This window comes from Novilysobacter viscosus (assembly GCF_046600715.1).
GTDB lineage: Bacteria > Pseudomonadota > Gammaproteobacteria > Xanthomonadales > Xanthomonadaceae > Lysobacter_C > Lysobacter_C viscosus.
On the sequence record NZ_JBJMAV010000007.1, the window covers coordinates 26,333 to 50,517 of the forward strand.

Annotated in this window: 28 protein-coding genes; 12 read left to right on the forward strand and 16 right to left on the reverse strand. The window is 69.8% G+C overall.

What is annotated here, in order from left to right:
- The first annotated feature begins 134 nt into the window (after positions 1 to 134).
- The 6 genes from ACJQWL_RS11140 to ACJQWL_RS11165 all read left to right on the forward strand — a co-directional run bounded on the left by ACJQWL_RS11140 (position 135) and on the right by ACJQWL_RS11165 (position 3,598).
- Positions 135 to 1,067: a ribonuclease H-like domain-containing protein gene (locus tag ACJQWL_RS11140; protein WP_330969353.1), complete on the forward strand. Its 933-nt coding sequence runs from the start codon at positions 135 to 137 to the stop codon at positions 1,065 to 1,067.
- Between the two features lie 56 nt (positions 1,068 to 1,123).
- Positions 1,124 to 1,525, forward strand: coding sequence for an I78 family peptidase inhibitor (locus ACJQWL_RS11145; RefSeq protein WP_330969354.1), 402 nt, complete (start codon positions 1,124 to 1,126; stop codon positions 1,523 to 1,525).
- A gap of 78 nt (positions 1,526 to 1,603) precedes the next feature.
- Complete coding sequence (locus ACJQWL_RS11150) at positions 1,604 to 1,924, forward strand: I78 family peptidase inhibitor (RefSeq protein WP_330969355.1); 321 nt, start codon at positions 1,604 to 1,606, stop codon at positions 1,922 to 1,924.
- A 42-nt stretch (positions 1,925 to 1,966) separates the two neighbouring features.
- The gene (locus ACJQWL_RS11155; protein ID WP_330969356.1) at positions 1,967 to 2,473 is read left to right on the forward strand and encodes an I78 family peptidase inhibitor; all 507 of its coding nucleotides are present in this window, start codon (positions 1,967 to 1,969) and stop codon (positions 2,471 to 2,473) included.
- Between the two features lie 256 nt (positions 2,474 to 2,729).
- Entirely contained in the window at positions 2,730 to 3,164 is a 435-nt protein-coding gene (locus ACJQWL_RS11160; RefSeq protein WP_330969357.1) for a guanyl-specific ribonuclease, read from the forward strand.
- A complete protein-coding gene (locus tag ACJQWL_RS11165) occupies positions 3,161 to 3,598 on the forward strand; it encodes a barstar family protein (protein ID WP_330969358.1) in 438 nt (145 codons plus the stop codon). Before ACJQWL_RS11160 ends, ACJQWL_RS11165 begins: the two co-directional genes overlap by 4 nt.
- Before the next feature lie 3 nt (positions 3,599 to 3,601).
- Here ACJQWL_RS11165 and ACJQWL_RS11170 read toward each other — a convergent pair whose 3' ends face one another.
- The 4 genes from ACJQWL_RS11170 to glyQ all read right to left on the reverse strand — a co-directional run bounded on the left by ACJQWL_RS11170 (position 3,602) and on the right by glyQ (position 8,540).
- On the reverse strand, positions 3,602 to 3,835 hold the full coding sequence (locus ACJQWL_RS11170) for a metallothionein (RefSeq protein WP_330969359.1): 234 nt from the start codon (positions 3,833 to 3,835) through the stop codon (positions 3,602 to 3,604).
- Between the two features lie 103 nt (positions 3,836 to 3,938).
- Complete coding sequence (locus tag ACJQWL_RS11175) at positions 3,939 to 5,075, reverse strand: DNA topoisomerase IB (protein WP_330969360.1); 1,137 nt, start codon at positions 5,073 to 5,075, stop codon at positions 3,939 to 3,941.
- A gap of 134 nt (positions 5,076 to 5,209) precedes the next feature.
- On the reverse strand, positions 5,210 to 7,378 hold the full coding sequence (glyS, locus tag ACJQWL_RS11180) for a glycine--tRNA ligase subunit beta (RefSeq protein ID WP_330969365.1): 2,169 nt from the start codon (positions 7,376 to 7,378) through the stop codon (positions 5,210 to 5,212).
- Between the two features lie 238 nt (positions 7,379 to 7,616).
- Positions 7,617 to 8,540, reverse strand: coding sequence for a glycine--tRNA ligase subunit alpha (glyQ, locus tag ACJQWL_RS11185; RefSeq protein ID WP_330969361.1), 924 nt, complete (start codon positions 8,538 to 8,540; stop codon positions 7,617 to 7,619).
- Between the two features lie 157 nt (positions 8,541 to 8,697).
- Here glyQ and ACJQWL_RS11190 point away from each other — a divergent pair, with 157 nt between their 5' ends.
- From ACJQWL_RS11190 to ACJQWL_RS11200, 3 genes are all read left to right on the forward strand, one after another.
- Positions 8,698 to 10,506 (forward strand): GspE/PulE family protein, encoded by a 1,809-nt coding sequence (locus ACJQWL_RS11190; protein WP_411300900.1) that lies wholly within the window; start codon positions 8,698 to 8,700, stop codon positions 10,504 to 10,506.
- Between the two features lie 15 nt (positions 10,507 to 10,521).
- A complete protein-coding gene (locus ACJQWL_RS11195) occupies positions 10,522 to 11,244 on the forward strand; it encodes a glutamine amidotransferase (protein WP_330969362.1) in 723 nt (240 codons plus the stop codon).
- Positions 11,245 to 11,312: 68 nt separating this feature from the next.
- Positions 11,313 to 12,158: a BPSS1780 family membrane protein gene (locus ACJQWL_RS11200; RefSeq protein ID WP_330969363.1), complete on the forward strand. Its 846-nt coding sequence runs from the start codon at positions 11,313 to 11,315 to the stop codon at positions 12,156 to 12,158.
- A gap of 210 nt (positions 12,159 to 12,368) precedes the next feature.
- Here ACJQWL_RS11200 and tatC read toward each other — a convergent pair whose 3' ends face one another.
- From tatC to ACJQWL_RS11220, 4 genes are all read right to left on the reverse strand, one after another.
- Positions 12,369 to 13,127, reverse strand: coding sequence for a twin-arginine translocase subunit TatC (tatC, locus tag ACJQWL_RS11205; protein WP_330969364.1), 759 nt, complete (start codon positions 13,125 to 13,127; stop codon positions 12,369 to 12,371).
- Entirely contained in the window at positions 13,108 to 13,575 is a 468-nt protein-coding gene (tatB, locus tag ACJQWL_RS11210; protein ID WP_411300901.1) for a Sec-independent protein translocase protein TatB, read from the reverse strand. Before tatB ends, tatC begins: the two co-directional genes overlap by 20 nt.
- 31 nt (positions 13,576 to 13,606) lie before the next feature.
- Positions 13,607 to 13,864, reverse strand: coding sequence for a Sec-independent protein translocase subunit TatA (tatA, locus tag ACJQWL_RS11215; RefSeq protein ID WP_330969725.1), 258 nt, complete (start codon positions 13,862 to 13,864; stop codon positions 13,607 to 13,609).
- 77 nt (positions 13,865 to 13,941) lie between these two features.
- Positions 13,942 to 14,781 (reverse strand): lipid-binding SYLF domain-containing protein, encoded by an 840-nt coding sequence (locus ACJQWL_RS11220; RefSeq protein WP_330969724.1) that lies wholly within the window; start codon positions 14,779 to 14,781, stop codon positions 13,942 to 13,944.
- A 230-nt stretch (positions 14,782 to 15,011) separates the two neighbouring features.
- Between ACJQWL_RS11220 and hemH the strand changes: the two genes are divergently transcribed.
- A complete protein-coding gene (gene hemH, locus ACJQWL_RS11225) occupies positions 15,012 to 16,037 on the forward strand; it encodes a ferrochelatase (RefSeq protein WP_330969723.1) in 1,026 nt (341 codons plus the stop codon).
- Between the two features lie 32 nt (positions 16,038 to 16,069).
- A complete protein-coding gene (locus ACJQWL_RS11230) occupies positions 16,070 to 16,921 on the forward strand; it encodes an alpha/beta fold hydrolase (RefSeq protein WP_330969727.1) in 852 nt (283 codons plus the stop codon).
- Between the two features lie 16 nt (positions 16,922 to 16,937).
- Here the strand turns inward: ACJQWL_RS11230 and ACJQWL_RS11235 are convergent, their stop codons facing one another.
- From ACJQWL_RS11235 to ttcA, 4 genes are all read right to left on the reverse strand, one after another.
- Positions 16,938 to 17,468 (reverse strand): hypothetical protein, encoded by a 531-nt coding sequence (locus tag ACJQWL_RS11235; RefSeq protein WP_330969722.1) that lies wholly within the window; start codon positions 17,466 to 17,468, stop codon positions 16,938 to 16,940.
- A 69-nt stretch (positions 17,469 to 17,537) separates the two neighbouring features.
- Positions 17,538 to 18,347: a YgjP family zinc-dependent metalloprotease gene (locus tag ACJQWL_RS11240; RefSeq protein ID WP_330969726.1), complete on the reverse strand. Its 810-nt coding sequence runs from the start codon at positions 18,345 to 18,347 to the stop codon at positions 17,538 to 17,540.
- Positions 18,348 to 18,459: 112 nt separating this feature from the next.
- On the reverse strand, positions 18,460 to 19,368 hold the full coding sequence (locus ACJQWL_RS11245) for a recombination-associated protein RdgC (protein WP_330969721.1): 909 nt from the start codon (positions 19,366 to 19,368) through the stop codon (positions 18,460 to 18,462).
- A gap of 82 nt (positions 19,369 to 19,450) precedes the next feature.
- Positions 19,451 to 20,416 carry a tRNA 2-thiocytidine(32) synthetase TtcA gene (gene ttcA / locus ACJQWL_RS11250; RefSeq protein ID WP_411300902.1) on the reverse strand — a complete coding sequence of 322 codons (966 nt, stop codon included), beginning with the start codon at positions 20,414 to 20,416 and terminating at the stop codon, positions 19,451 to 19,453.
- A gap of 155 nt (positions 20,417 to 20,571) precedes the next feature.
- On the opposite strand from ttcA, the gene ACJQWL_RS11255 reads away from it, so the two are divergent.
- Positions 20,572 to 20,787, forward strand: coding sequence for a YdcH family protein (locus ACJQWL_RS11255; protein ID WP_330969720.1), 216 nt, complete (start codon positions 20,572 to 20,574; stop codon positions 20,785 to 20,787).
- Positions 20,788 to 20,962: 175 nt separating this feature from the next.
- On the opposite strand, the gene ACJQWL_RS11260 is transcribed toward ACJQWL_RS11255, so the two are convergent.
- The 4 genes from ACJQWL_RS11260 to ACJQWL_RS11275 form a co-directional block, all read right to left on the reverse strand.
- Positions 20,963 to 23,104 carry a peptidase domain-containing ABC transporter gene (locus ACJQWL_RS11260; protein WP_330969719.1) on the reverse strand — a complete coding sequence of 714 codons (2,142 nt, stop codon included), beginning with the start codon at positions 23,102 to 23,104 and terminating at the stop codon, positions 20,963 to 20,965.
- Between the two features lie 260 nt (positions 23,105 to 23,364).
- Positions 23,365 to 23,772, reverse strand: coding sequence for a hypothetical protein (locus tag ACJQWL_RS11265; RefSeq protein WP_330969718.1), 408 nt, complete (start codon positions 23,770 to 23,772; stop codon positions 23,365 to 23,367).
- A gap of 46 nt (positions 23,773 to 23,818) precedes the next feature.
- Positions 23,819 to 23,992: a hypothetical protein gene (locus ACJQWL_RS11270; RefSeq protein WP_330969717.1), complete on the reverse strand. Its 174-nt coding sequence runs from the start codon at positions 23,990 to 23,992 to the stop codon at positions 23,819 to 23,821.
- 12 nt (positions 23,993 to 24,004) lie between these two features.
- Positions 24,005 to 24,181 (reverse strand): hypothetical protein, encoded by a 177-nt coding sequence (locus ACJQWL_RS11275; RefSeq protein WP_330969716.1) that lies wholly within the window; start codon positions 24,179 to 24,181, stop codon positions 24,005 to 24,007.
- Positions 24,182 to 24,185 lie beyond the last annotated feature (4 nt).

The following is a 24,185-nucleotide window of genomic DNA, read 5'->3' on the forward strand; positions in this document are numbered from 1 at the left end:
TTCGGACGATACCGCCGCGTTGGGCCGCGCCCTTGCAGGGGCGACGTGGGTTGCGATCCGCGCGCGGTTTCGGCGGGTTCGCGGATCGCGACTCACGTCGCTCCTACAGGGACGGCTCTGTCCAGGGGCCACACATGAGTGTCACCCTGGAAAGGCTGCGCGCGCTGAAACGGCAGGCCGGGACCGCCGCACCTGCCGAGCCCGGGGCGCCCGTTCTGCCACAAGGATGCGCGACTGCTTCGATACCGCCTGCACACGCGCCGGCCGCCAACGACGGCGCGGCCATGACTTCCATCGACACCCTGCGCCGCCTGCTGGGCGTGCGCGAACGCAAGCCGTTCGTGGCCATGGCGCGCGGCCCCGTTGACCGCACCCTGCCGGGCGATGAGATCGCCCCCGGCCTGCGGTTGCTCGAGTCGCACCTGCCGCTGCCGGCGCCGGTGGCCCCGTTGCCACTGGCGTTCGCCAAACGCGAGGGCGAGCACGTGGACCCGCGCGACCTGCTGTTCTTCGACACCGAAACCACCGGCCTGGCCGGCGGCACCGGCACCCGTGCGTTCCAGGTCGGCGCGGCTGACTGGTTCGTGCACCCGGTGCACGGCGATGGCCTGCGCGTGCGCCAGCTGCTGATCACCACGCTGGCGGCGGAGGTGGCGATGCTGCGCGAGTTCGCGGGCTGGCTGGCGCCGTCGACGGTGCTGTCGAGCTACAACGGGCGTTGCTACGACGCCCCGCTGCTGAAGACCCGCTACCGGTTGGCGCGCCTGCCGTGCCCGATCACGCCGCTGGACCACGTCGACCTGCTGTTCCCCACCCGCCGCCGCTACCGCGGCACCTGGGAGAACTGCCGGCTGGCGACCGTCGAGCGCGAACTGCTGGGGATCGTGCGCGAGGACGACCTGCCCGGATCGCAGGCCCCGGCGGCCTGGCTGTCGTACCTGCGTGGCGGCCCGTCGTCGCTGCTGCGTCGCGTCTGCGCCCACAACCACCAGGACGTGGTCACGCTGGCACGGCTGATGCAGCGGCTGGTGGCGGTACACGATGCCGATACGCCCGCCACGGATTGACGCGGTCGCAACGCAGAACCGCGCACACTGCGCGGCGTCGTATCGCTGGAACACCGATGTCCGCCCCGCTTCCCCCGCGATTGCACCTGCCGCTCTCCCTCCTGCTTGCGGCCTCGGTTGGCGCGTGTGCGCCCGGCTCGATGACCGACACCGAACGCACCACCCGCACTGCCGCGCCGACCCCGCCGAAGGCGGCAACGCCGGCTGCCCCGCGGGCCCTCCCGCCCGCGACGACGACCGACCCGGCCGCCGCGCCCGGGTGCGACGCCCGGCGCGTCGACCCCCTGTCGGGACACGCCGCCACGCCGTCCAACCTCGACCTGGCCCGCGAACTCAGCGGCGCCGACAGCGTGCGCGTGATCGGGCCGGACCAGCCGGTCACCGCCGACTACAGCGCGTCGCGGCTCAACCTCGAGGTCAGCGACGAGCAGGTGATCCTGCGCGCCGCCTGCGGCTGACCCACGCCGCGGCGACCTTCATGTGCCCCACACGCGGGCGGCGGCAGGCTGCGGCGGTCCCGACACCGGAGCCGTGCCATGAGCCGCAGCGAGTTCTCCCTCTCCGCCGTGCCCGCCCTGCCCGCCATCGTGCTGGCGCTGTCCGTGGCGGCCTGCGCCACCATGGCGCCGCCGCCTTCCGCCAATCCCGTCGCCGGCCCATGCAACGCCGAAGGTGCCCGCTGGGCGGTCGGACAGGCGGTGAACGACGAGGTGGTCAACCGGATCCTTCGCGACACCCACAGCCGCGAGGCGCGCGTGCTGCGGCCGGGCGAGATGGCGACCATGGATTACCTCCCCGACCGGATCAACGTCGACGTCAACGAACGCGGCGCGATCACCGGCCTGCGCTGCGGTTGACCGCGTGCGGATCAACCACTGCACTCCCCTGGAGCCCGACCGATGCGCCACGCACCTGCCCTTTTGCTGCTGCTTCCCCTGTTGATGCTCACGGCGTGTGCCGAGCGCGCCGACGGGACGGCCGCCACGGAGGACGTCATGAACACGGCATCGGACTCGCCCGACCGCGAGGGCTCCAACCATTCCGATGACCCGGCCGGATCTGCTTCCGCGGGCGATGCGGCGGGCCAACAGGATGGGCACGACAGCGACACGTCCCCCACCACCGGCACCATGCCCGCCCAGCGTTCGGAGGCCCAACGCGCCGAGGCGCCCCCCATGTCGGACCCGCTGCCGCCGCTGGAACGCACCTGCAACGCCGACGCCGCGGCTGGCCACGTTGGCCACGAGGCCACGCCGGGCATGGTGGAAGCGGCGCGCCGGGATGCGGGCGCGGCCACCGCGCGCGTGCTCAAGCCCGGCCAGATGGTGACCATGGAATTCATCGAGGGTCGGCTGAACATCGACGTCGACGCCAACAACATCATTACCGGCGTGCGTTGCGGCTAGCCCGCGACTCTCCCTGCCTGCCAACCGGCACCGTCAGGCCGCTCCTATGGGAGCGGCCTTTTTCGTTCCCCTGGCGGGCTGCGCCCCTGCAGCAACGGCAGCAGCCGCGATGACGAAGAACACGCACGCCAAGAACACGCGCGCCGTGGGGGTCGCGGCTGAAGCCGCTCCCACAATGAGACCGTTGGCTACGGCGAAGCCCGCTGTTTCCGCCGGCCGCTAGACTCGAATCTTCCTCCCCACACGCAGGCCCGCCGTGCGCCGCACCCCCGTCCTGATCGCGCTGGCGTTGCTGGCCGGCCTCTGGCTCTGGCTCCAGGCCGGTTCCGGCCCGACGCCGCTTGAGCCGACGCCCTCGGCACCCGCAGGCGGGCGCGCCGTCGGGCAGCTGCAGGCGGGTCAGCGCGACCTGCCTGCCTGGCTTCCCGCGGAGGCGCGGCCGGTGCTGGCTGCGATCGAAAGTGGCAGCCCCCATGCCTACCCGCAGGACGGCGGGGTCTTCCAGAACCGCGAACGCCTGTTGCCACCGCGACCGCGCGGGCATTACCGCGAGTACACCGTCGACACACCCGGGTCGCGCGATCGAGGTGCGCGCCGCATCGTCACCGGGGGCGACCCGCCGTCCGAATACTGGTACACCGCGGACCACTACCGCAGCTTCCGCGCCTTCGACGTCGAGGCGCCTCGATGAACGGCATCGACCTGCGTTCCCTGCTGGCCGATCCGTCGCAGGCCGGCACCTATTTCGTCGATGCCCGCGACCGCCTCGCATTGGCCGAAGCGGCGACGGCGCTGGATTTCGCGGTGGCCACCGTCGACCTGGCAGGCTGCGTCGGCAAGGACGATGCGATCGCCCGGCTCGCCGGTGCGCTGGGGTTTCCCGACTGGTTCGGCGGCAACTGGGACGCGCTGGCCGATGCCCTGGGCGACCTGGCGTGGTGGCCGGCCGCGGGCCATGTGGTGTTGCTGGTCAATGCCGGCCCCTGGCGCGAGGCCCATCCCGAGGAGGTCCTCACGCTGGTGTCGATCCTGGACGGTGCCGCGGATGCGTGGCGCTCGCGCCGTCACCCGTTCTGGGCGTTGTGGCCGGTCCCGGCCGACACGCTCGAGCAGCTCGCACCCTGACGCTCAGACCCGGTCGTCGAGTCCCTTGACCCCGGCCTTCTTGGCGCAGTGTGCGCAGCAGTAGAACGTGCCGTCGTGCTCGCTGCCGTGGCCGATGATGCGGCACCCGCAATTGGCGCAGCTCGGGGCCAGCGCGTGGATCGCACACTCGAAGCAGTCGTAGGTGCCGCTGCGTTCCGGCGTGGTGACGGTGAATGCCTTGTCGTAGTCGTTGCCGCAGACGTCGCAACGGGCCATGGCGGTGCTCCTGCGTGGGGGGACGTGCGAGTGTCGGCGTGGCAGCCGTCACGCGCCGTGAAACAGGTGCACGGGTGGGCCACCGGCATCCGGCACGCGGCGGTCAGCGCGGCTTCTTCCCCGCCGGCCTGGCCTTGCGCCTGGCCTCGCGGCGCGAACGCTTGAGGAACTTCAGCGTCGCCGCTTCCCACTGCCGCGCGCCGCGTGCCCCGTTGGCGGCGCGCACCAGCGAGCCATCGCGCCACCCGGCCAGCACCGAAGGGTCGACGTAGGCCTTGCGGCATACCGCGGGGGTGTTGCCCAGCACCTGCGCCACGTCGGCGATGACCGACTTTTCCACCGCGCGCAGCGCGGTTTCGCTGGGCGCGTCGCCCCGCACCGGTTCGGGCAGCGGGGTGGCGGCAAAGCGCTGGAACGCGGCCAGGGTGCCGCCCCAGGTGCGGAAGTCCTTGGCGGTGAAGTCCTCGCCCATCGACTCGCCCAGGTAGTCGTTGACGTCGCCGGAGTCGACCGGCTGCAGGGTCCCGTCGTCATCCCGGTACTGGAACAGTGCCTGCCCGGGCAGCTGCTGGATGCGCCGGATCGCGCGGCCCAGCTTTGCGTCATCCAGCTCGATGTCGTGCGCCAGCCCGCCCTTGCCGCGGAAGCTCAGCCGCGCCCGCCCCCCGCGCAGGAACGCGATGTGGCGGTTGCGCAGCGTGGTCAGTCCAAACGACTTGTTGCTGCGGGCATAACTGTCGTTACCGACCCGGATCAGCGTGGCCGCCATCACCGCCACCGCGATCGCCAGCACCTTGTCGCGTGGGTAGCCCGGCAGGGCGAGGTCGCGCTTGAGCCGGCGACGCAGCCGCGGCAACGCTTCGCCGAAGGTGATGATGCGGTCGAACTTGCCTTCGCCACGCACGCGCTGCCATTCGGCGTGGTAGCGGTACTGCTTGCGCGAGCGCGCATCGCGTCCGGTGGCCTGCAGGTGGCCGCGCGGATGCATGCAGATCCACACGTCGGTATAGGCCGGTGGCACCGCCAGTGCGCTGATGCGCTGCAGCTCGCCGGCGTCGCGCACGACCTTGCCGGCCGGGTTGCGGTAGCTGAAGCCGCCGCTGCCGCTCCGCTGGCGGTCGTAACCCGGATCGAGGTCGCTGACGTAGCGCAGGCGGGCGGCCCGCGCGTGCCCGATGGCCGCCTCGTTCCCGGCCGCGGCGGGCGTGGCGGGCTTGGAGGCGGGGCGTCGGCTGGCCATCGGGCGAGCATCCGGATGCGGCCGTCAACGCAGGGTGCAGCGGGGAGAAGGAGGCTCGGGGAGTGAGGAAATGGAGAAACGAACGCACGATTCGCCGGCGGGCACGTGCCCCGCCGCCGGCGAGCCACCCGACCTCAGCTCGACAAATGCTCGATCGCCGCCACGCTGCCCAGCCGGTCGCTGAGCCGCTTGAGCAGCGCAAGGCGGTTGGCGCGCACGGCCGGGTCCTCGGCGTTGACCATGACCTCGTCGAAGAAGCGGTCCACCTGCGGTCGCAGCCGCGCCAGCCGACCGAGCACCGCCACGTAGTCACGCGAGGCGAGCAGCGGGTCGGTGTCGGCTATGGCGGCGTCAACGGCCCCGGCGAGTTCGCGTTCGGCGTCGTCGGCGAACAGCGCGGGGTCGATCGCGGTGGGCACGCCGCCCTCGACCTTCCGCAGGATGTTGCGGCTGCGCTTGTTGGCCGCGGCGAGCGCTTCGGCCTCCGGCAGGGCGGCGAACTCGACCAGCGCCCTGAGGCGGCGGTCGAAGTCGAGAAGGGAGCCGGCCGACGACGCGCCTGAATTGGCGTTCGCGGCTGAAGCCGCTCCTACAGTGCCCGCGACCACCGGGAACACCTGCGCCACGGCCTCGAACTGCTGCGGCGTCACGCCCTGGTCGGCGTAGTAGCCGCGCAGGCGGTCGAGGATGAAGTCCCGCAGGTCGGCGGCGGTCGACTCGGTGTTGGCATCGGCCGACAGCTTGACGTCCTGGGCGTCCAACGCGGCCGCGAGCATCGGATCCAGAGCGACATCCACTCCGCCCTCGATCAACGTCCGCGCCAGCCCCAGCGCATTGCGCCGCAGCGCGAACGGGTCCTTGTTGCCGGTCGGCTTGAGGCCCGCGGCAAACCCGCCGGCCAGCGTGTCCAGGCGCTCGGCGATCGCCAGCACCTGGCCGAGTTTCGACGGGGCGATCGCATCGCCGGCGAAGCGCGGCATGTACACCTCGTCGATGGCATCGGCCACCGCGGTGCGGTCGGGCATCGACAGGTCCGACAGCGCGGTGTCCTGCATCACGTAGTGGCGACCGGCGATGCCCTGCAGCTCGGGGAACTCGCCGACCAGGCGCGACTGCAGGTCGGCCTTGGACAGCTGGGCGGCGCGGCGGGCCAGTGACGGCTCCACGCCGACCCGCGGTGCGATCGCCTCTGCCAGCGTGGCGACCCGCGCGACCTTGTCGGCCACCGAGCCCAGCGCCTTCTGGTAGGTGACCGTGGCCAGGCCTTCGTTCATCGACGCCAGGCCCTGCTTCATGTCCTCCAGGAAGAAGAACTTGGCGTCGGCGAAGCGCGGGCGGATGACGCGCTCGTAGCCCTTGCGGACCTCGGCCTCGTCCTTCGACTCGATGTTGGCGATGCCGACGAAGTGCTCGCTGAGCCGGCCCTGCGCGTCCAGCACCGGGAAGAACTTCTGGTTGGTTTCCATGGTCGCGACCAGGGCTTCCTGCGGCACGGCCAGGAACTCGCGTTCGAAGCTGCAGGCCACGGCCTTCGGCCATTCAACCAGGTCGTTCACCTCTTCGAGGATGCCCTCGTCGATGCGCGCCACGCCGCCGGCGGTACGCGCGGCGGCTTCGACCTCGGCCTTGATGCGTGCCCGGCGCTCGTCCGGATCGACCAGCACCTTGGCGCCACGCAGGGCGTCAACGTAGTCGTCGGCGCCGCCGATCCACACCGGCTTGTCGTGCATGAAGCGGTGGCCGCGGCTCATCCGGTCGCTGCGCGCGCCCATCACCTCGGCGTCCACGATCTCGCCGCCGAGCATCAGCACCAGCCAGTGCACCGGACGGGCGAAGGCGTGCTCGTGCGCGCCCCAGCGCATCGGCTTGGGGATGGGCATGGCGGCGATCGCCTCGCGCACGACCTCGCCCAGCAGCTCGGCGGTGCGCGCGCCCGGCGTCACTGCGCGGTGCACGAAGCGCTCGCCCTTGGCGTCGGTGGTCTTCTCCAGCGCGGTCCACTCCACCCCTGCCTTGGCGGCGAAACCCTGCAGCGCGCGCGTGGGCTGGCCGTCGGCGTCCAGCGCGATGTTGAGGTACGGGCCCGGCACTTCCGAGCGCTGCTCGGGTTGCTCCACCGCCACCGCCGGCAGCGCGACCGCCAGCCGGCGCGGCGAGTACAGCGGCTTGGCCGCGCCGCGCTCCACGGCGATGCCGCGCCGGGACAGGCCGTCGAGCACGCCGTCCAGGAACGCCCGCGCCAGTCCAGGCAGCGCCTTGACCGGCAGTTCCTCGGTGCCCAGTTCCACGAGCAGGGGCAGCATCGGCAGGGGTGGGGTATCGGTCATGGCGTGGTGCCTTCTGTGGTTGCTGGGGTCGTCCTCCCGATGGGAGACAAACCGGCCGTGACCGGTCTGGGCGGCGATGCCGCCACGGAGGTGGAACACATGGCGCTGGATCTACAGGCCCGGGGCGGTTGGGTGCGGCGCCAATTGGTGCCTGGGCGGGTGGATGGCTGCAAGGCAAGCCGGTCGCGTCCCCTGGGTCGCCGTGACCGGGCGCTCAGGCAGCCTTCGACACCGGCTTGAGCCCCGGGAACCCGAGCTTCTCGCGCTGGGCGAAGTACGCCTCGGCCACGCCCTGCGCGATGCGCCGCACGCGCAGGATGTAGCGCTGGCGCTCGGTGACCGAGATCGCGCGGCGCGCATCGAGCATGTTGAAGCTGTGGCTGGCCTTGCACACCTGCTCGTACGCCGGCAGCGGCAGGCCGAGCCCGGTCAGCTTCACCGCTTCGGCCTCGCAGGCATCAAAGCGGTGGAACAGTTCGGCCACGTCGGCGTGCTCGAAGTTGTACGTGCTCTGCTCGACCTCGTTCTGGTGGTAGACGTCGCGGTAGGTCACCGGCGCGCCATCGGGGCCGTGCGTCCACACCAGGTCGAACACGTTGTCGACGTTCTGCAGGTACATGCACAGCCGCTCCAGGCCGTAGGTGATCTCGCCCAGCACCGGCTTGCACTCGATGCCTCCGGCCTGCTGGAAGTAGGTGAACTGGGTGACCTCCATGCCGTTGAGCCACACCTCCCAGCCCAGGCCCCAGGCGCCCAGCGTCGGCGACTCCCAGTTGTCCTCGACCAGGCGCAGGTCGTGCACCAGCGGGTCCACGCCCAGCGCCTTCAGCGAGTCGAAGTACAGCTCGACGATGTTGTCGGGCGAGGGCTTCATCGCCACCTGGTACTGGTAGTAGCGCTGCAGCCGGTTGGGGTTGTCGCCGTAGCGGCCGTCGGTCGGTCGGCGGCACGGCTGCACGTAGGCGGCGTTCCACGGCTCCGGGCCTAGCGAGCGCAGGAAGGTGGCCGGGTGGAAGGTGCCGGCCCCGACCTCCAGGTCGAGCGGCTGGACCAGCACGCAGCCCTGCTCCGCCCAGTAGGCGTTGAGGCGCTGGATCAGTTGCTGGAAGGTGACCGCGGTGGGCCGGGCGTCGCTCATGGCGGAAAGGGCCGTGGGTCGGGGCGCGCTAGTATAACGAGCGCCTTCACGGCATCCGTCCGTCGCGGCGGGCACCTTCACGACGTCCCCTCTTGGCACACGGCGAAGCCCTCCACGGCAGTGCGCCCGCGCCGACCGCATCCGCAGGAGCGATGGCTTGAACGAGCCGCGACACGTCCCCGGCGAAGCCACCCCGCCGGTGCCATCCCGCCTTCCGTCCGGCCGCCTGTCGCTGGCCCGGGTCGCCGCGGCGCTCGCCGAGGACGGGTTGATCGGCGCGACGGATGCCGAGCGGGTCCGCGCCAGTGCCGGCGCCCGCCAGGCCGGCGACGTGCACCCGCTGGTCCTGCTGGCCAACTTCAAGCTGGACTCGCGCCGCCATCCGGGCACCGAATTGAGCCTGGAACGCCTGACCGAGTGGCTGGCGCACGAGACCGGCCACCGCTACCTGCGCATCGACCCCACCCGCGTGGACGTCGCCGCCGCCACCGCGGTGGTCTCGCATGCCTATGCCCGCCGGCACCGGATCCTGCCGCTGGCGGTCAGCCACGAGCGCGTGCTGGTGGCCACCAGCGAACCCACCGACCTGGCCTGGTGGGACGACCTGCAGCACCTGACGCGCCGCCCGGTCGAGCTGGCCGTGGTCAACCCGTTGGACCTGCATCGCTACACCATGGAGTTCTTCGGGGTGACGCGCTCGGTGCGCGGCGCCCGCGATACCCGCGACGCAGCGGCAGGCGTGCCCAACTTCGAACAGCTGATCGAACTGGGCCGGGTCGGCGAGGTCGGCGCCGACGACCACCACGTGGTCCACATCGTTGACTGGCTGCTGCAGTACGCCTACGAGCAGCGCGCCTCCGACATCCACCTGGAACCACGGCGCGACATGGGCCGCATGCGCTTCCGCATCGACGGCGTCATGCACAAGGTCTTCGAGCTGCCGCCGGCGGTGATGACCGCGGTGGTCAGCCGGATCAAGGTGCTGTCGCGGATGGACCTGGCCGAGCGCCGGCGTCCGCAGGACGGGCGCATCAAGACCCGCTCGCCGGGCGGGCGCGAGGTCGAGATGCGGGTGTCGACCATGCCCACCGCGTTCGGCGAGAAGTGCGTGATGCGCATCTTCGACCCCGACACGGCGATCAAGGACATCGCGCAACTGGGCTTCAGCGCCGACGAGGCCGCCGGCTGGAACGCGCTGGTCGAACGCCCGCACGGCATCGTGCTGGTCACCGGGCCGACCGGCTCGGGCAAGACCACCACGCTCTATTCCACGCTCAAGCGGCTGGCCACGCCGGACGTCAACGTGTGCAGCGTGGAGGACCCGATCGAGATGGTCGCCCCGGAGTTCAACCAGATGCAGGTGCAGCCGGGCATCGACCTGGACTTCGCCAGTGGCGTGCGCACGCTGCTGCGGCAGGACCCGGACATCATCATGATCGGCGAGATCCGCGACCTGGAAACCGCGCAGATGGCGGTGCAGGCCGCGCTGACCGGCCACCTGGTGCTGTCCACGCTCCACACCAACGACGCCGCTTCGGCGATCACCCGCCTGCTCGACCTGGGCGTGCCCCACTACCTGGTGGCGTCCACGCTCAACGGCGTGCTGGCGCAGCGGCTGGTGCGCACCCTGTGCCCGCATTGCAAGCGCGCCACGACCCTGGATGCCGAGGACTGGCGCGGGCTTCTGGGCGAGGCGCCGCCACCGGCCCAGCAGCACCCCAACGCCGCGGTGGGCTGCCTGGAGTGCCGGCGCACCGGGTACCTGGGCCGGGTAGGGCTGTATGAACTGCTCACCGTGACCCCGCGCCTGCGCGGGCTGATCCAGGCCGACACCGACCTGGCCGCGTTCTCGCGCGCGGCCGCCGAGGAGGGTATCTGCACGTTGCGGATGGCCGCGGCCGACAAGGTGGCCCGGGGCCTGACTACAATTGCCGAAGTGGTTTCCGTACTACCGCCGCAAGACTAGTCTCCCGCAGGTCCCATGCCCCCTTTCCTGATCCTGGAGACCGGCCAGCCGGTCGCCTCCATGCGCCGCCACGGCGGCTTCCCCCACTGGATCCGCGTCGCCGCCGGCCTGGCCGAGTCCGACGCGATCGCCGTGGACGTCCAGGCCGGGCAACCGCTGCCCGCGCGCGAGGGTTTCGCCGGCGTGATCGTCAGCGGCTCGGGCGCGATGGTCACCGACCGTGCCGACTGGTCCGAGGCCAGCGCCGACTGGCTGCGCGACGCCGCGCACGCCGGGCTGCCGGTGTTCGGCATCTGCTACGGCCACCAGCTGCTGGCGCACGCTCTGGGGGGTGAGGTGGGCGACCATCCCGGCGGTCGCGAGATGGGCACGGTCGACATCCAACTGCTGCCGCCGGCGCAGGACGACCCGGTGTTCGGCCCCATCCCCGAGAGTTTCGCCGCCCAGGTCACCCACCTGCAGACGGTGCTCGCGCCGCCCGAGGGTGCCACCGTGCTGGCGCGCTCGGACCACGACCCCTGCCACGCCTTCCGCTGGGGCGAGGCGGCCTGGGGGGTGCAGTTCCACCCCGAGTTCAGCGCCACCCACATGCGCGGCTACGTGCAGGCACGGCGCGTCGCGCTCCAGCGCGAGGGCCTCTGCCCGAAGACCATCACCGGCGACGTGCGTGCCGCGCCCGAGGCACGCCGGGTGCTGAAGCGGTTCGTGCACCACGTGCGCGGACTGCCCCCCCGGTAGGGGGACCGGCGGCCATCGCGTTTAAGATGGCCACCCAGGCGACACCACCGATCCACCGGGAACCCGATATGACGCAGATTCGCAAGGTGCCGTTCAATGCCGGCGCGGAATGGTTGCTGGCCGGCTTCGGCCTGCTGCGCAAGGCGCCCCTGGCACTGGGGCTGCTGGGCGTGATCTGGGGCGCGCTGTCGATGCTGGCGGCGATGTCGGGGCAGTTGTGGCTGACCTTCATCGTCGCGGTGCTGGGCCCGATCCTGTTCGGCGGCCTGATCTACGCCGCACGCGAGGTCGACCTGGGGCGCAGTGCCCTGCCGGTCCATCTCGCCCAGGGCGTGCGCGAAGGCAAGCTGCCCCGTCTGCTGGCCATGCTGCTACCGCAGATCGCCGCGCTGGCGGTCCTGGTGGCGCTGCTGATGGCCATGTTCGGGGCCGAGCAGTTGCAGCAGATGGCGCTGGTGATGCAGCAGCTGCAGGACGATCCGGACCCTGCGCTGGTCGAGAGCCTGCCGACCGACCGCATGTTCGGCTGGCTGGTGCTGGCGATGGTGGTCGGCGTGGTGGTCGGCTTTTTCACCTTCATCGCCATTCCCGACGTGATGTTCACCGACCGCGGCGCCTTCGCCGCGATGGGCGCCAGCTTCCGCGCCTGCCTGCGCAACCTGCCGGCGGTGCTGCTGCTGGTGGTGCTGATGTTCATCGCGGTGGTTGCCATCAGCATCGGCGTCAACATCCTGACCGCGCTGCTGGGCTTCGCGATCGGCCAGGCCGCGGCGCTGTTCGTCGGCCAGTTGCTGATGATGGGCGTGCTCATGCCGGTGATGGCCGGCGCGCTGTACAACGCGTGGAAGCAGATGCTGGGCGATGCACCGGTATCGACCGCGGTAACGCCGGCGTCGGGCGGGTTCGAGGCCTAACCCGAAACCCCGGTCCCACCTGTAGGAGCGGCTTCAGCCGCGATGGCCAGCTCACCGCATCCTCTCCCCTGCAGGAGCGACGTAAGTCGCGACCGCGCAATTCCGCGGCCTGACGGGTCGCGACTTACGTCGCTCCTACAAGAGACCGCGGGTGCCGATCGCGGCTGACGCTGTTCCTGCAGCTTTGGTGTCCGCGCGCCTCCGGAACGATCAGGCCCCGCCCCGCGGCGCCACCACGCGTGCGGCGACGATGCCGACCTCGTACAGCAGGCACATCGGTATGGCCAGCATCAGCTGCGAGACGACATCCGGCGGGGTGATGATCGCGGCGACCACGAACATGCCGACGATCGCGTACCCACGCGACTCGGCCAACTGCGCCGGTGTCACCCAGCCCATCAGCGCCAGCACCACCAGCGCGACGGGAAGTTCGAAGCTCAGCCCAAACGCCAGGAAGATCACCAGCACGAAGTCGAGGTAGGCGTTGATGTCGGTCATCATCGCCACGCCCTCGGGCGTGACCCCGGCCAGGAACCCGAACACCGTCGGCAGCACCAGGTAGAACGCGAACGCGCAGCCGGCGTAGAACAGCGCGACGGCCGATACCAGCAACGGCAGCGCCAGGCGCTTCTCGCGCTGGTACAACCCGGGCGCAACGAACGCCCACGCCTGGTACAGCAGCCACGGCATGGACAGCATCACTGCGACGAAGAACGCCAGCTTGAGCGGGGCGAAGAACGGCGAAGCGACCTCCACCGCGATCAGCTGGCCGCCGGCGGGCAGCTTGGCCAGCAGCGGCGCCGACAACCACGCGTAGAGATCGTTGGCGAACGGCAGCAGCACCAGCAAAACAAGCACCAGGCCCACCACCGCGCGCAGAAGCCGGGCGCGCAGTTCCAGCAGGTGGTCGATCAGGCGCGGCTCGGCGGGCGTGCCAGCAGCGGCGCGCTCAGCCTCGTCGGGGGTCATGGTGGTCCGGCACCGGCGTGGGCGTGGGTTCGTCCGGGCCCGGCGGCGGCTCCTGCACCGGCACATCGACGCCGGGGTCGCGGCGCGGCAGCGCGCCCGGGTCGGGATCCCCCGCGGGCGGCCCGCCGGGGTCGGGGTCGCGCTTTTCGGGGCCGCCGGGCAGCGGGTCACGGGCACCGGTGCCGAAGCCGTCGCGGACCGCTTCGCCGCTGGCCACGACCGCGGCGCGCGCGTCGTCGAGGTCGGCGTGGGCCTGGCGCAGGCTGCGGCGCAACTCCTCGTCGGCCAGTTCGTTCTCCAGCTCGGCCTTGACCGAGTACCACTGCGCCCGCGCCCGTCGCACCCACAGGCCTGCAAAGCGCGCGGCCCGGGGCAGGCGCTCGGGTCCCAGCACGATCAGTGCCACGACGGCGACGAGGAACAGCTCGGAGAAACCGATGTCGAACATGGGCCGGGCCCGCGCACGCCGGGGCGCGCGGTCAGGGCCGGGTCTCGTCGCGCGGCGGCGTGGACGACTCCGGGCGCGGCGGCCGGGTGCGGTCCTCGTCGTGGCTGTCGGTGCGCGGGTCCGGCAGGCGGGCGTCCGGACGATCCGCGTCGCCATCCTGCACGCCCTGCTTGAAGCCCTTGACCGCCTCGCCGACGTCGCGGCCGACGTTCTTCAGCTTCTTGGTGCCGAATACCAGGACCACGACCACCAGCACGATCAACCAGTGCCAGATGCTGAAACTGCCCATGGGGATGCCTGTGCGGACGGGCGCTCAGGATACCGCAGCGGGTCCGGCCGCGCCCTGCGCCGACCGGACCGCGCCGCTCACGGCAATGGTTCGATGGTGGCGGGGTTGTCGATCGTTTCGAACGGCTCGGGCTGCAGCGGGTCCTGCGGCGCGGTGACTTCCACCGGCGCGGTCACCGCGCCACCGGCCGGCACCGGTTCGCGCGTGCCCGCATTCCGGTGATCGGTGCCGCGCGCGATGCGGGCACTGGCGGTGGCCTCCTCCAGCTGGTCGCGCACGTCGACGATAGCATCCGACGGTGCTTGCAGGGTGCGGCCCTCGAAGATCATCCGCGGCGTGGTGCCCGCGCCGTAGACCGCCTGGTTGGCGGCGTCGTCGATGGACAGCACCGCGCCGTCCAGGGCGACGCCGGCAAACAGCCCGCGTGCACGCGACCACGACCAGATCTCGGCCTTGAGCTGGCCATCGGTGGCCAGGCCGGTGGTGCGGCCGACGGGTCCGGCGGCCACGCTGGCGTCCGCGCCCAGGGTGATCTTGCCGTTGACGATGGATTCCAGCCCGCGCTGGCCGGTGAACACCAGCACCACGTCGGAGGACTGCACGCCGGCCTGGAAACCGATGCTGCCGCCGGTCAGCTTGACGAACGCCGGGCTCGACCAGGTGCCGTCGGGGTTCTTCATCGACACCACGCCGTGGCCGCGGCGCCCGCCCAGTACCAGGCCGATCTTCAGCGTGTCGGGCACGATCACGATCGCGCGCGCCTCGTCCAGCAGCTTGTCGGGGATCGCGGCTTCGGGGATGTGCTGGATATCGTCGAGCACGCGCAGCGCATTGCGGGCGCGGGCATCCTCGGTGGGGCCGGCGACGGTCGCGGACGCGAAGGTGAGGGTCAGCAGCAGGACGGCAAGGCGACGCATGGCGGTCTCCAGAAGGTGATCACGGGTAAGCCGGGGCTGGCCTGGGGTGAAGCTTGGACCGCGCCGGTGGCGCGGGGTTCGACGCGCCGAGGATCCACGCGCGGGCCAGTGGGCCCCGGTACGGCCGGCTCAGGCTAGTGGTGCGGCAATGAATCGGTGCCCAACTGTGGAACGCGCCATTGCGACCCGACGCGGCTGCCGGGCACCGCGGCAGCTGTCATCCTATGCCGATGAACGCGACTTCCGCATCCAGCGCCGACCCGGTTACGGGTGGCGACGCGCCGCCCGACACCGCCATCGTACTGGTCAACCTGGGCACGCCCGACGCGCCGACCGCGGCGGCCGTGCGCCGCTACCTGGCCGAATTCCTCCACGACCATCGCGTGGTCAGCCTGACGCGCTGGCTGTGGTGCCCGCTGCTGCACTTCGTGATCTTGCCGCTGCGCGGGCCGAAGGTGGCGCACAAGTACGCGTCGGTCTGGATGCCCCACGACGCCGAGGGGCCGGGTGGCTCGCCGCTGGCGGTGTACACGCGACGGCTGGCGATGGGCGTGCAGCGCGAAATGCCCGGCGTGCGCGTGGTCGATGCGATGCGCTACGGCAACCCGAAATTCGCCACGCTGCTGGAGCGGCTGCGCGGCGAGGGCATCCGCCGCGTGCTGGCCGTGCCGCTGTATCCGCAGTACTCGACCTCCACCACGGCCTCCGTGGCCGATGTGCTGGATCGCGCGACGGGCATGGAGACGCGCATGGTCGCCGACTACCACCTCGATGCCGGCTGGGTCGGCGCGGTGGCGACCTCGATCGGCGACTACCGCGCCCTCCACGGGGATGGCGGCCACCTGCTGTTCTCTTTCCATGGCCTGCCGCAGCGGCTGGTCGACAACGGCGATCCGTATGCCGCCCAGTGCCGGGCCAGTGCAGCGGCCATCGCCGGCGCGCTCGGGCTGGCGCCGGACCGGTGGAGCATGAGCTACCAGTCGCGCTTCGGCCGCGAGCGCTGGCTGGAGCCATCCACCAGCGATACCCTCGCCGCGCTGGCCGCACGCGGCATCCGCACGGTCGATGTCGCCGCGCCCGGCTTCGCGGTGGATTGCCTGGAAACGCTGGAGGAGGTGGCGATGATGCTCGCCGAGGAGTTCGCCGCGCATACCGCCGGCGGCAGCCTGCGCTATATCCCGTGCCTCAACGACCGGCCCGACCATGCGCGCGCGCTGGCCGCGGTCGCCCGTGGCCAGCTGGACGGGTGGCAATGAGCGGTGACGGCGCCGGCGCTGGCGCGGCCGGCATGCGCGAGATCACCCTCGACAGCCCGTTCGGGCGGCTCGCCGGCTGGCGGCGCGATGGCGGCGGAGCCCGCGTGCTGGCCTTGCATGGCTGGCTGGACAACGCCGACAGCTTCGCCCCGCTTGCCGCGCACCTGCCCGGGCTGGACCTGGTCGCGATCGACATGCCGGGCCACGGTGCCAGCGCGCACCTGCCGCCGGCGGCCGACTACACCATGGCCGGGTTCGCCCGCGCCGGCTTCGCGATGGCCGATTCGCTGGGCTGGGACCGCTTCGACCTGTTGGCCCACTCGCTGGGCGGCGCGGTCGCCAGCGTGATGGCGGCCGCGCGCCCGGAGCGCGTCAACCGGCTGCTGCTGGTGGAATCGCTGGGGGCACTGGCCGAGCGTGAGGACCGCACCGCCGAGCGCCTGCGGGATGCGTTCAAGGCCTTCGCCGCGCCGCGGCGGCCGCTGCGGGTGTTCCCGGACATCGCCACCGCGGTGCGTGCCCGCATGCAGGCCAACGGCCTGAGCGAGCCGGTCGCGCGGCTGCTGGTGGAGCGCGGGATCGTCCCCACCCAGGACGGCGCGGGCGGCCGCGGCTATGCCTGGCGCAGCGATCCGCGCCTGACCCTGCCCACCGCGATACGGATCAGCGAGTCACAGGTGCGCGACCTGGTGGCGGGCATCCAGTGCCCGGTTCGCGTGGTCTACGCCAACCCGGCGCCGGCGTACTTCCCCGACGTGCTGCGGCATGCCCGCGCCGGCTGCCTGCAGCGGGGCGAAGTGGTGGTGATGGACGGCAGCCACCACCTGCACATGGAAGACCCGGCCGGCGTCGCAGCGGCGATCGGCGACTTCTTCGGCCGCTGATCCGCGGGCGCGCGGGTTACTGGCGGCTGTCGCGCAGCTGCACGCCCACCTGCACCTCGCCACCGTCGGCGCCGTTGAAGGACAGCACCGTTGCGCGTTCGCCCTTCTCGAAGGCGAGCATGGCGTTGTCGGCGTCGTGCTGCATGGCCATGGTCTGCCGCCAGCCCGACTTCTCCATCGCCCCGCGTGCCTCCTCGAACAACGCGTTGGCGCGGCCACGCGTGCTCAGGCTGACCACGTGGGTGCCGCCCATGTCCATGACGCTGGTGACCCGGTAGTCCGGCGGCAGGTAGATGTCGTCGGGGAATGCATCAGGCAGGGCCAGGTCGTCGCCGCCGGCGATGCGCATCTCGCCCTGGTCGGTATTGAAGGTGACCTGGTCGCCGTCGCGCTCGACCTTGACCTCGTGCCCGGTCGCGGCGCGGATCGCGGCTTCCGCAGCGAGTTCGTCCGGGGACTTGCTGCAGCCGGCCGCCAGGAGGAGCGCGGGCAGCGCCAGCCAGAGGACCGGGACGGATGGTAGCCGGACGTGCGTTGAAAGCGACATGGCAATGGACCTCGGCGCGGCAGGAGCGCCGCCACCGGTCCAACGCGACGCGCGGCCGGCGCCGGCCAGTCAGCCGCCCAGCAGGCCGCGCAGCGTCGCCTTCAGGCGACGTCCTTCGGCGCGGAAGTAGTCGCGCTCGACGCGCCAGTCCGGGAAGCGCGACTCGACTTCGGCCCAGAACGCGGGGGAATGGTCGGCGCGGGCCAGGTGGCAGAGTTCGTGCACCAGCACGTATTCGAACGCCCGGGGGCGCGCCAGCACCAGAGACAGGTCCAGCCGCATGGTGCCGTCGGGCGCCAGCGAACCCCACTGCGAAGACATCACCTTGAACACCACCCGCCGCAGCGGTCGCGGCAGCCCGTGCGCGTGGCGCGGCAACCAGCGGCCCGCGTCGCTGCGCGCCTGGGCCTCGTAGAACTCGCGCAGCGCCCGGCGCAGGGCGGCATCGCCGGCGCGCGCGGTGGTGGTGAACTCCGCCCGGGGCGGGTCGCCTCCGGTTTGCGCGGCCGCGTCCGGCTCCATCTGCAGGCGGGTGAACCGGCCCTCGCGCCACTCCAGCGCACAATGGCCGCCACGCAACGGCAGGGTGGCGGTGGTGCCGCGCACCAGTCCAGGCACCGCGTCCAGCGCGTGGCGATCGATCTGCTGCGCCAGCCAGTCGCGGTGCTCGCGCACGAAGCGCTCGCCGGTGGCCACGCTGGCCCGCAGCGGCAGCGACAGCCGCGCACCGCGCTCGTCCACCGACAGCTTTACCCGCCGCGAGCGCGCATCGTGCACGCACAGCACCGGCACGCTGCGGCCATCGGCCAGCTCGATGTCGAACGATGCGCGTTGCTGCACACGCGGGGTCGGCGCAAGCAGGCGGCGGGAGGCGGGTATGGGCGGCAACGGACTCGTACGCAAGCGCCGGTGGGCGGGTCGGGCGCCCGTCCCTGGCGCGCCCCGGATGGTATCGCGGCCGGCCCCCGCACGGGGCGCGTCGCGCGGGGCTTCAGGCGTCTGCGCGACTCAGCTTCAATGCGCGCTCCAGCACGACGAACAGCCGTTTCACCTCGGCACTCATCAAAGCGAAGCGGGCGTCCAGCTCGGCCAGCATGTCGCCGGCATCGCCACTGTCGAGCTGGTCGACCGCGCCGTCGAGCAGCTTGAACTTGCGGATCACCAGGTCCTCGCCCAGCACGAACTGCACGTGGTCGTCCAGGTTCAGCGCCAGCCGGGTGACCTGCTTGCCGGACTCCAGGTGCTTGGCGATCTCGGCGTTGTCGTCCAGCTCCATGCGCTGGCACTTCACCACCGCGCCCTGGTCGACCGGATCGCGCAGTTCGCACTCGTCGCCCAGCGACAATCCGTCCGGCAGCGGCTCGCCGGCCACCCAGCCGGTCAGCACCGAACGCGGCGCGACCTCGGCGTTGAGCGGCAGCGCCGGGAAGCTGCCCAGCGCGCGGCGGATCTCGCTGGCGACATTCTCGGCCGACTTGCGGCTGGAGCTGTCGACCACCAGCAGGCCGTGTTCCTGGTCGATCAGCGCATCGGTGCGGCCCGGCTTGATGAACGCGCGCGGCAACAGGTCGACGATCAGCTCGTCCTTGATCCGCTTGCGCGTACGCCCGCCGGGCTTGCGACCTTCCTTGCGCTCGATCTCGGCCAGCTTCTTGCCCAGCAGGTCGTTGACCACCGAGCCGGGCAACAGCCGCTCCTCGCTGCCGACGCTGACCCACAGCGCGTCGCCGCTGCGGTGCGACAGCGCCTCGGTGTCGCGGCCCAGCGGCGGCACGAAGCCGCGGCTGGACAGTTCCATGGGGCCGACCGGCTTGAGCAGGCACTCGGCCAGGCCGGTGTCCAGGGCGTCGAAGGAATGGGTGGTGGGGAAGCGGAACAGGGTCAGGTTGCGAAAGAACATCGAAAGTCCGGTGGGTGCGAATGGGGGTCTGCGGTGGTGCTGAACGTGCCGCGGGGCAGCCGGTGGGATTGGTCTGCCGAAGCTATTGCGCGGGTGCGCTGCCTGTCGCGCGGGCGGCGCCTGCGTCGAGCGCTGCCGCAGCGGCCACGTCCGCCATCGACCCGCGCAGGCCCAGGAAATCGAACAGCTTCGGATCACCCAACTGCGACGGCCGGACGTCGCCCAGCGCGCGCGCGATCGTTTCCAGGCGGCCCGGCGAGGCGCGCTCCCAGTCCGCCATCATCCGCTGCACCTGCTTGCGCTGCAGGTTTTCCTGGCTGCCGCACAGGTTGCAGGGGATGATCGGGAACTGCATGGCCCGGGCATAGCGCGAGATGTCGTCCTCGCGCACGTAGGCCAGCGGGCGGATCACCACGTGCCGGCCGTCGTCCGACAGCAACTTGGGCGGCATGCCCGAGAGCTTGGCGTGGAAGAACAGGTTGAGGAAGAAGGTGGCGATGAGGTCGTCGCGGTGGTGGCCCAGCGCGATCTTGGTGAACCCGTGCTCGGCCGCATGCGTGTACAGCGCGCCTCGGCGCAGTCGCGAACACAGCGAGCACATCGTCTTGCCTTCCGGCACCACGCGCGACACCACCGAGTAGGTGTCCTGCTCCAGGATGGTGTAGGCGACGCCGATCGATTCCAGGTAGCGCGGCAGGACGTCGGCGGGGAAGTCGGGCTGCTTCTGGTCGAGGTTGACCGCGACCAGCTCGAATTCGATCGGCGCCTTCCTGCGCAGCTGCAGCAGCACGTCCAGCATCGTGTAGCTGTCCTTGCCGCCGGACAGGCAGACCATCACCTTGTCGCCGTCCTCGATCATGCCGAAGTCGGCGATCGCCTGGCCGACCTGGTGGCGCAGGCGCGTGGCCAGCTTCCCCTGCGCGTCGGCACGCGACTGGGGTGCGGCCAGCACGATGGGGATCGACGGGTCGCTCGCGGCCGGACTCGGGGCGGCGTCCGCAGAAGAACTCGCGGGGGGGCCGGGATGCAGGGGAAGGACGGCGCTCATGGACCGGCCATTCTACCGGCCCCCCGCCGGTCGACGCGGCGGCGGCGGCAACGCGGCCCGCCGTGTTCAGCCATGGCCTTGCAGCTACCACGGGGGTCTGTGTCGAGTGTGTCCCGGCGCTGACGCGTGCCGCCGCGCCGCGCTAAGCTCGCGGCATGCACGAGAGCGACGACCCTGCGGCAGTGACCCGACGCCTTGCCGGACTGCGGCAGGAGCATCGGGACCTCGATACCGCGATCGCACGCCTCGCCCTGCTGGACATCGACAAGAACGATGACCTGACGCTCAAGCGCATGAAGAAGCGCAAGCTGTGGCTGAAGGACTGCATCGCCCAGCTGGAATCGGCGCTGATCCCCGACGAGCCGGCATGAGTGGCGCCGTGTGGGAGCGGCTTCAGCCGCAGCGGATCCGGGCACTGCTTCCCAGGTAGGAGCGACGTAAGTCGCGATCGAGGCTGCGGGGTGCCATGCGGTCGCGACGTACGTCGCTCCTACAAGGATTCCCGCCCAGTTGAACCCGTTTGCGGCTGAAGCCGCTCCTACAGGGTCAGGCTTCGACGCAGGATGGTTGTTCGCTTTCCGCTTCAGGCGGCGCCGCCGGCGCGCCCTGCTGCGGCCGCAGCTCCTGGATGATCCGTCCCTGCTCCAGTACAAGCACGCGGTCCGCACTGGCAATGGTCTCGGGGCGGTGCGCCACGATGACCTTGGTCAGCTTGAGCTGCTTGACCGCATCGTTCACCAGCCGCTCTTTCATCACGTCCAGGTGGCTGGTGGCTTCGTCCAGGAACAGCAGCTTCGGGTCGCGGTAGAGCGCGCGCGCCAGGATCACGCGCTGCTTCTGCCCGCCGGAAAGCGAGCTGCCCATGTCGCCGATCAGGCTGTGATAGCCCATCGGCATCGCGGCGATCTCGTCGTGGATCGCCGCCAGGCGGGCGGCGGCTTCGATCCGTTCCTGATCGTGCGCGGTGTCAAAGAAGCTGATGTTGTCGGCGATGGAACCGGCGAACAGCTGGTCGTCCTGCATCACCGCGCCGACGATGCCACGGATGTTTCGAGGTCCGACCTGGTGCAGGTCCAGCCCGCCCACGCGGATGTGGCCCGCAGTCGGCTTGAGCAACCCCAGCATCAGCTTGATCAGCGTGGTCTTGCCGCAGCCCGAGCCACCGATAATCGCCAGCGATTCCCCCGCCTCCACGGTGAAACTGCAGTCCTTGAGCACCCACGGCTCGCCGTCGGCGTAACGGAACGACAGGTTCTCGACCTCGATCCGGGGCGAGTCGGGCGCCGCAACTTCCGGCCGCGGCTCGGCGTCCTCGGGTTCGGTCAGTACGATGTCGGCGAGCCGTTCGCCGTGCAGGCGCAGCATGCGGAACTCGACCCACTTGTCGATCAGCGCCGCCATGCGACCGGCGAACTGGTCCTTGTAGGCCAGGTACGCGATCAGCATGCCGACCGAGAACACGTTCTGCAGCGCCAGCAGCGCGCCGATCCAGATCACCGCAATGCGCTCGACACCGAACACGAACTGGCTGGCGCTGTTGAAACCCAGCCCCATGCGCGCCAGACGCACGTCGTGATTGACCGTGTCGTGCATCAGGTTGTCGTAGGTCGAGCGGCGCATGGACTCATGGCCGGCGACTTTCAGGCTCTGCATGCCGCGTAGGGATTCCAGCAGATGCGTCTGCTGTTTGGCCGCGGCGACCAGCTGCTGCTCGGTGCGGTCGCGAACCGGACGATAGGCAATCGCGCGGATGCCCAGATACAGCACCACCGCCGCCAAGGTTACCAGCGCAAGCTTCCAGCTGTAGAGCAGCATCATGCCGAGTGTCACCACCGCCATCAGCCCATCGATAAGGGCTTCGACGAAGCTGGTGGTCAGCGTGCGCTGGATCGCCTGCACCGACGACATCCGCGAAGTGATGTCGCCCAGATGCCGCTTCTCGAAATAGTCCAGCGGCAAGCGCAGCGCATGGGCGAAGACGTTGCCCATCCATTGCAGTCCAAGGCGAGAGGACAGGTACACCACCGACCAGCCACGCAACAATCCGATGCCCACCTGCAGCAGCATCGCCAACCCGAAACCAAGCCCCAGTACCACCAACAGATCCCGGTCGGCCGACACCAGCACCTGGTCGATTACCCATTGCATAAGAAAGGGGGCGAGGACTACGAAAATCTGCAGCGCAATCGACAGCAGCAGAATCTGCGTCAGTGCGCGCCAGAGACCTTGCACAGGTCCAGTCAGCTCACGCACTCGGACGGTAGGAGCAGCCTTACGCGTCTTGAACTCGGCGGTGGGCGTCAGTTCCAGCGCAACGCCTGTGAAGTGCTCCGACACTTCGGAAATCGGCAGTACCCGCTGGCCGAGAGCAGGATCAAGAATCGTGACCCTGGATTTACCCACTTTGACCAACACTACAAAATGATTCAGACCCCAATGCAGAATACAGGGGAGCTTGAGCCTACCCAGATCGGGCAGGTCCAGCCGCAGCGGACGAGTATTGAAACCCAGCTCGTGGGCAACGTGGATTACTCGACTGAGCCGTGCCCCCTTTAGTGAAAGCGGGAAGCGTTGGCGCATTTCCAGCATGCTTATGTGCAGCCCATGCGCGTGGCCCACCATCGCCAAAGAAGCCAAGCCGCATTCAGCACCTTCGGATTGGATGATTGGGTTTAGCGTTCTCTTCATACTTTGTAAGCTTCCCCGAGCAGTGTTGGGATGCCCAAGGCATCTTCCTGCCGTCGGGAACTAAAGAGAACGCCCAGGTCTAGGAGCGCTATAGGGACCTGTCACGTAGAGCCACGGGCGCCCTCCCTCTGCAATAAGGGCAGAGTTGCGACCTTTGGCAACGGTGTCGCACAGGTCGTAGGCTGAAGCGTGCAGCCAGCAACCCTGATTGCCTGTGCCCCAAGCACCAGTGGCACCCCGGCAACATAAGAGACGGAACACTATTGCCACGGCACCTTGATCTTTATTTTCTTTGTCTCACTGGCTAGATCTGATTTTTCCCCGAAAACAGCAGGAAACAGCAGGATCATCATACTGCTGAAAAATATCAGCGCCATCACCTTTGGCTTGTAACCAGAGGCAGCTCCAGCACTCGCAAAAGCCAAGCTCGAGACGACGAAAAGATAAGATCCCTTGATCGTAGTGAAATACAACCCGATCAAGGCCGCACCTGAGATTATGGCCGAAGCCGAGTAGAATAACCCCGTTTGAAAGTGGTTTCTACTGAAATCGGGGGGGTTGTCGACCGCTATACTAATCACGGTCGCAAGACTGCCTGCCAGAAGGAAGAATATTCCACCTGTAAATGCCCATCTGATCTTGAGATCCAGGCCCTGTACAAATTTCATGGCATTACCCTCAAGGTGCCAGGCGGTAACCGCCTGGCACCAGCTTTCACTCGATGTCCAGCGCGTCAGCTACCAACAGAACGCCGCCACCGATTGCAACGCCAATGCCGAAACCTTTGCCGAATGCAATGGCGATGGGGATCAGCGGAACTAGCGGAAGAAGGCCTCCGTCAACGTGGGCAACCTCAAGATCCGAGAGGTCTCTGAACTGGCTATTCATTTTTTGAGCTCCTTAATCCTGGGCAGCTGCGATCGTTACGGCGGTCCCTACGGCAATGCCGACCCCGGTTGCGATCTGGGTCGCCGAGTAGACTGCTACAACATAGTTGTACGCCATGAATCCCGCTGCGATGGCGGGGATAATTCCGCCTTCAACCGCGTTTACTTCCTGTTGACTCAAGGTTTTCATTACC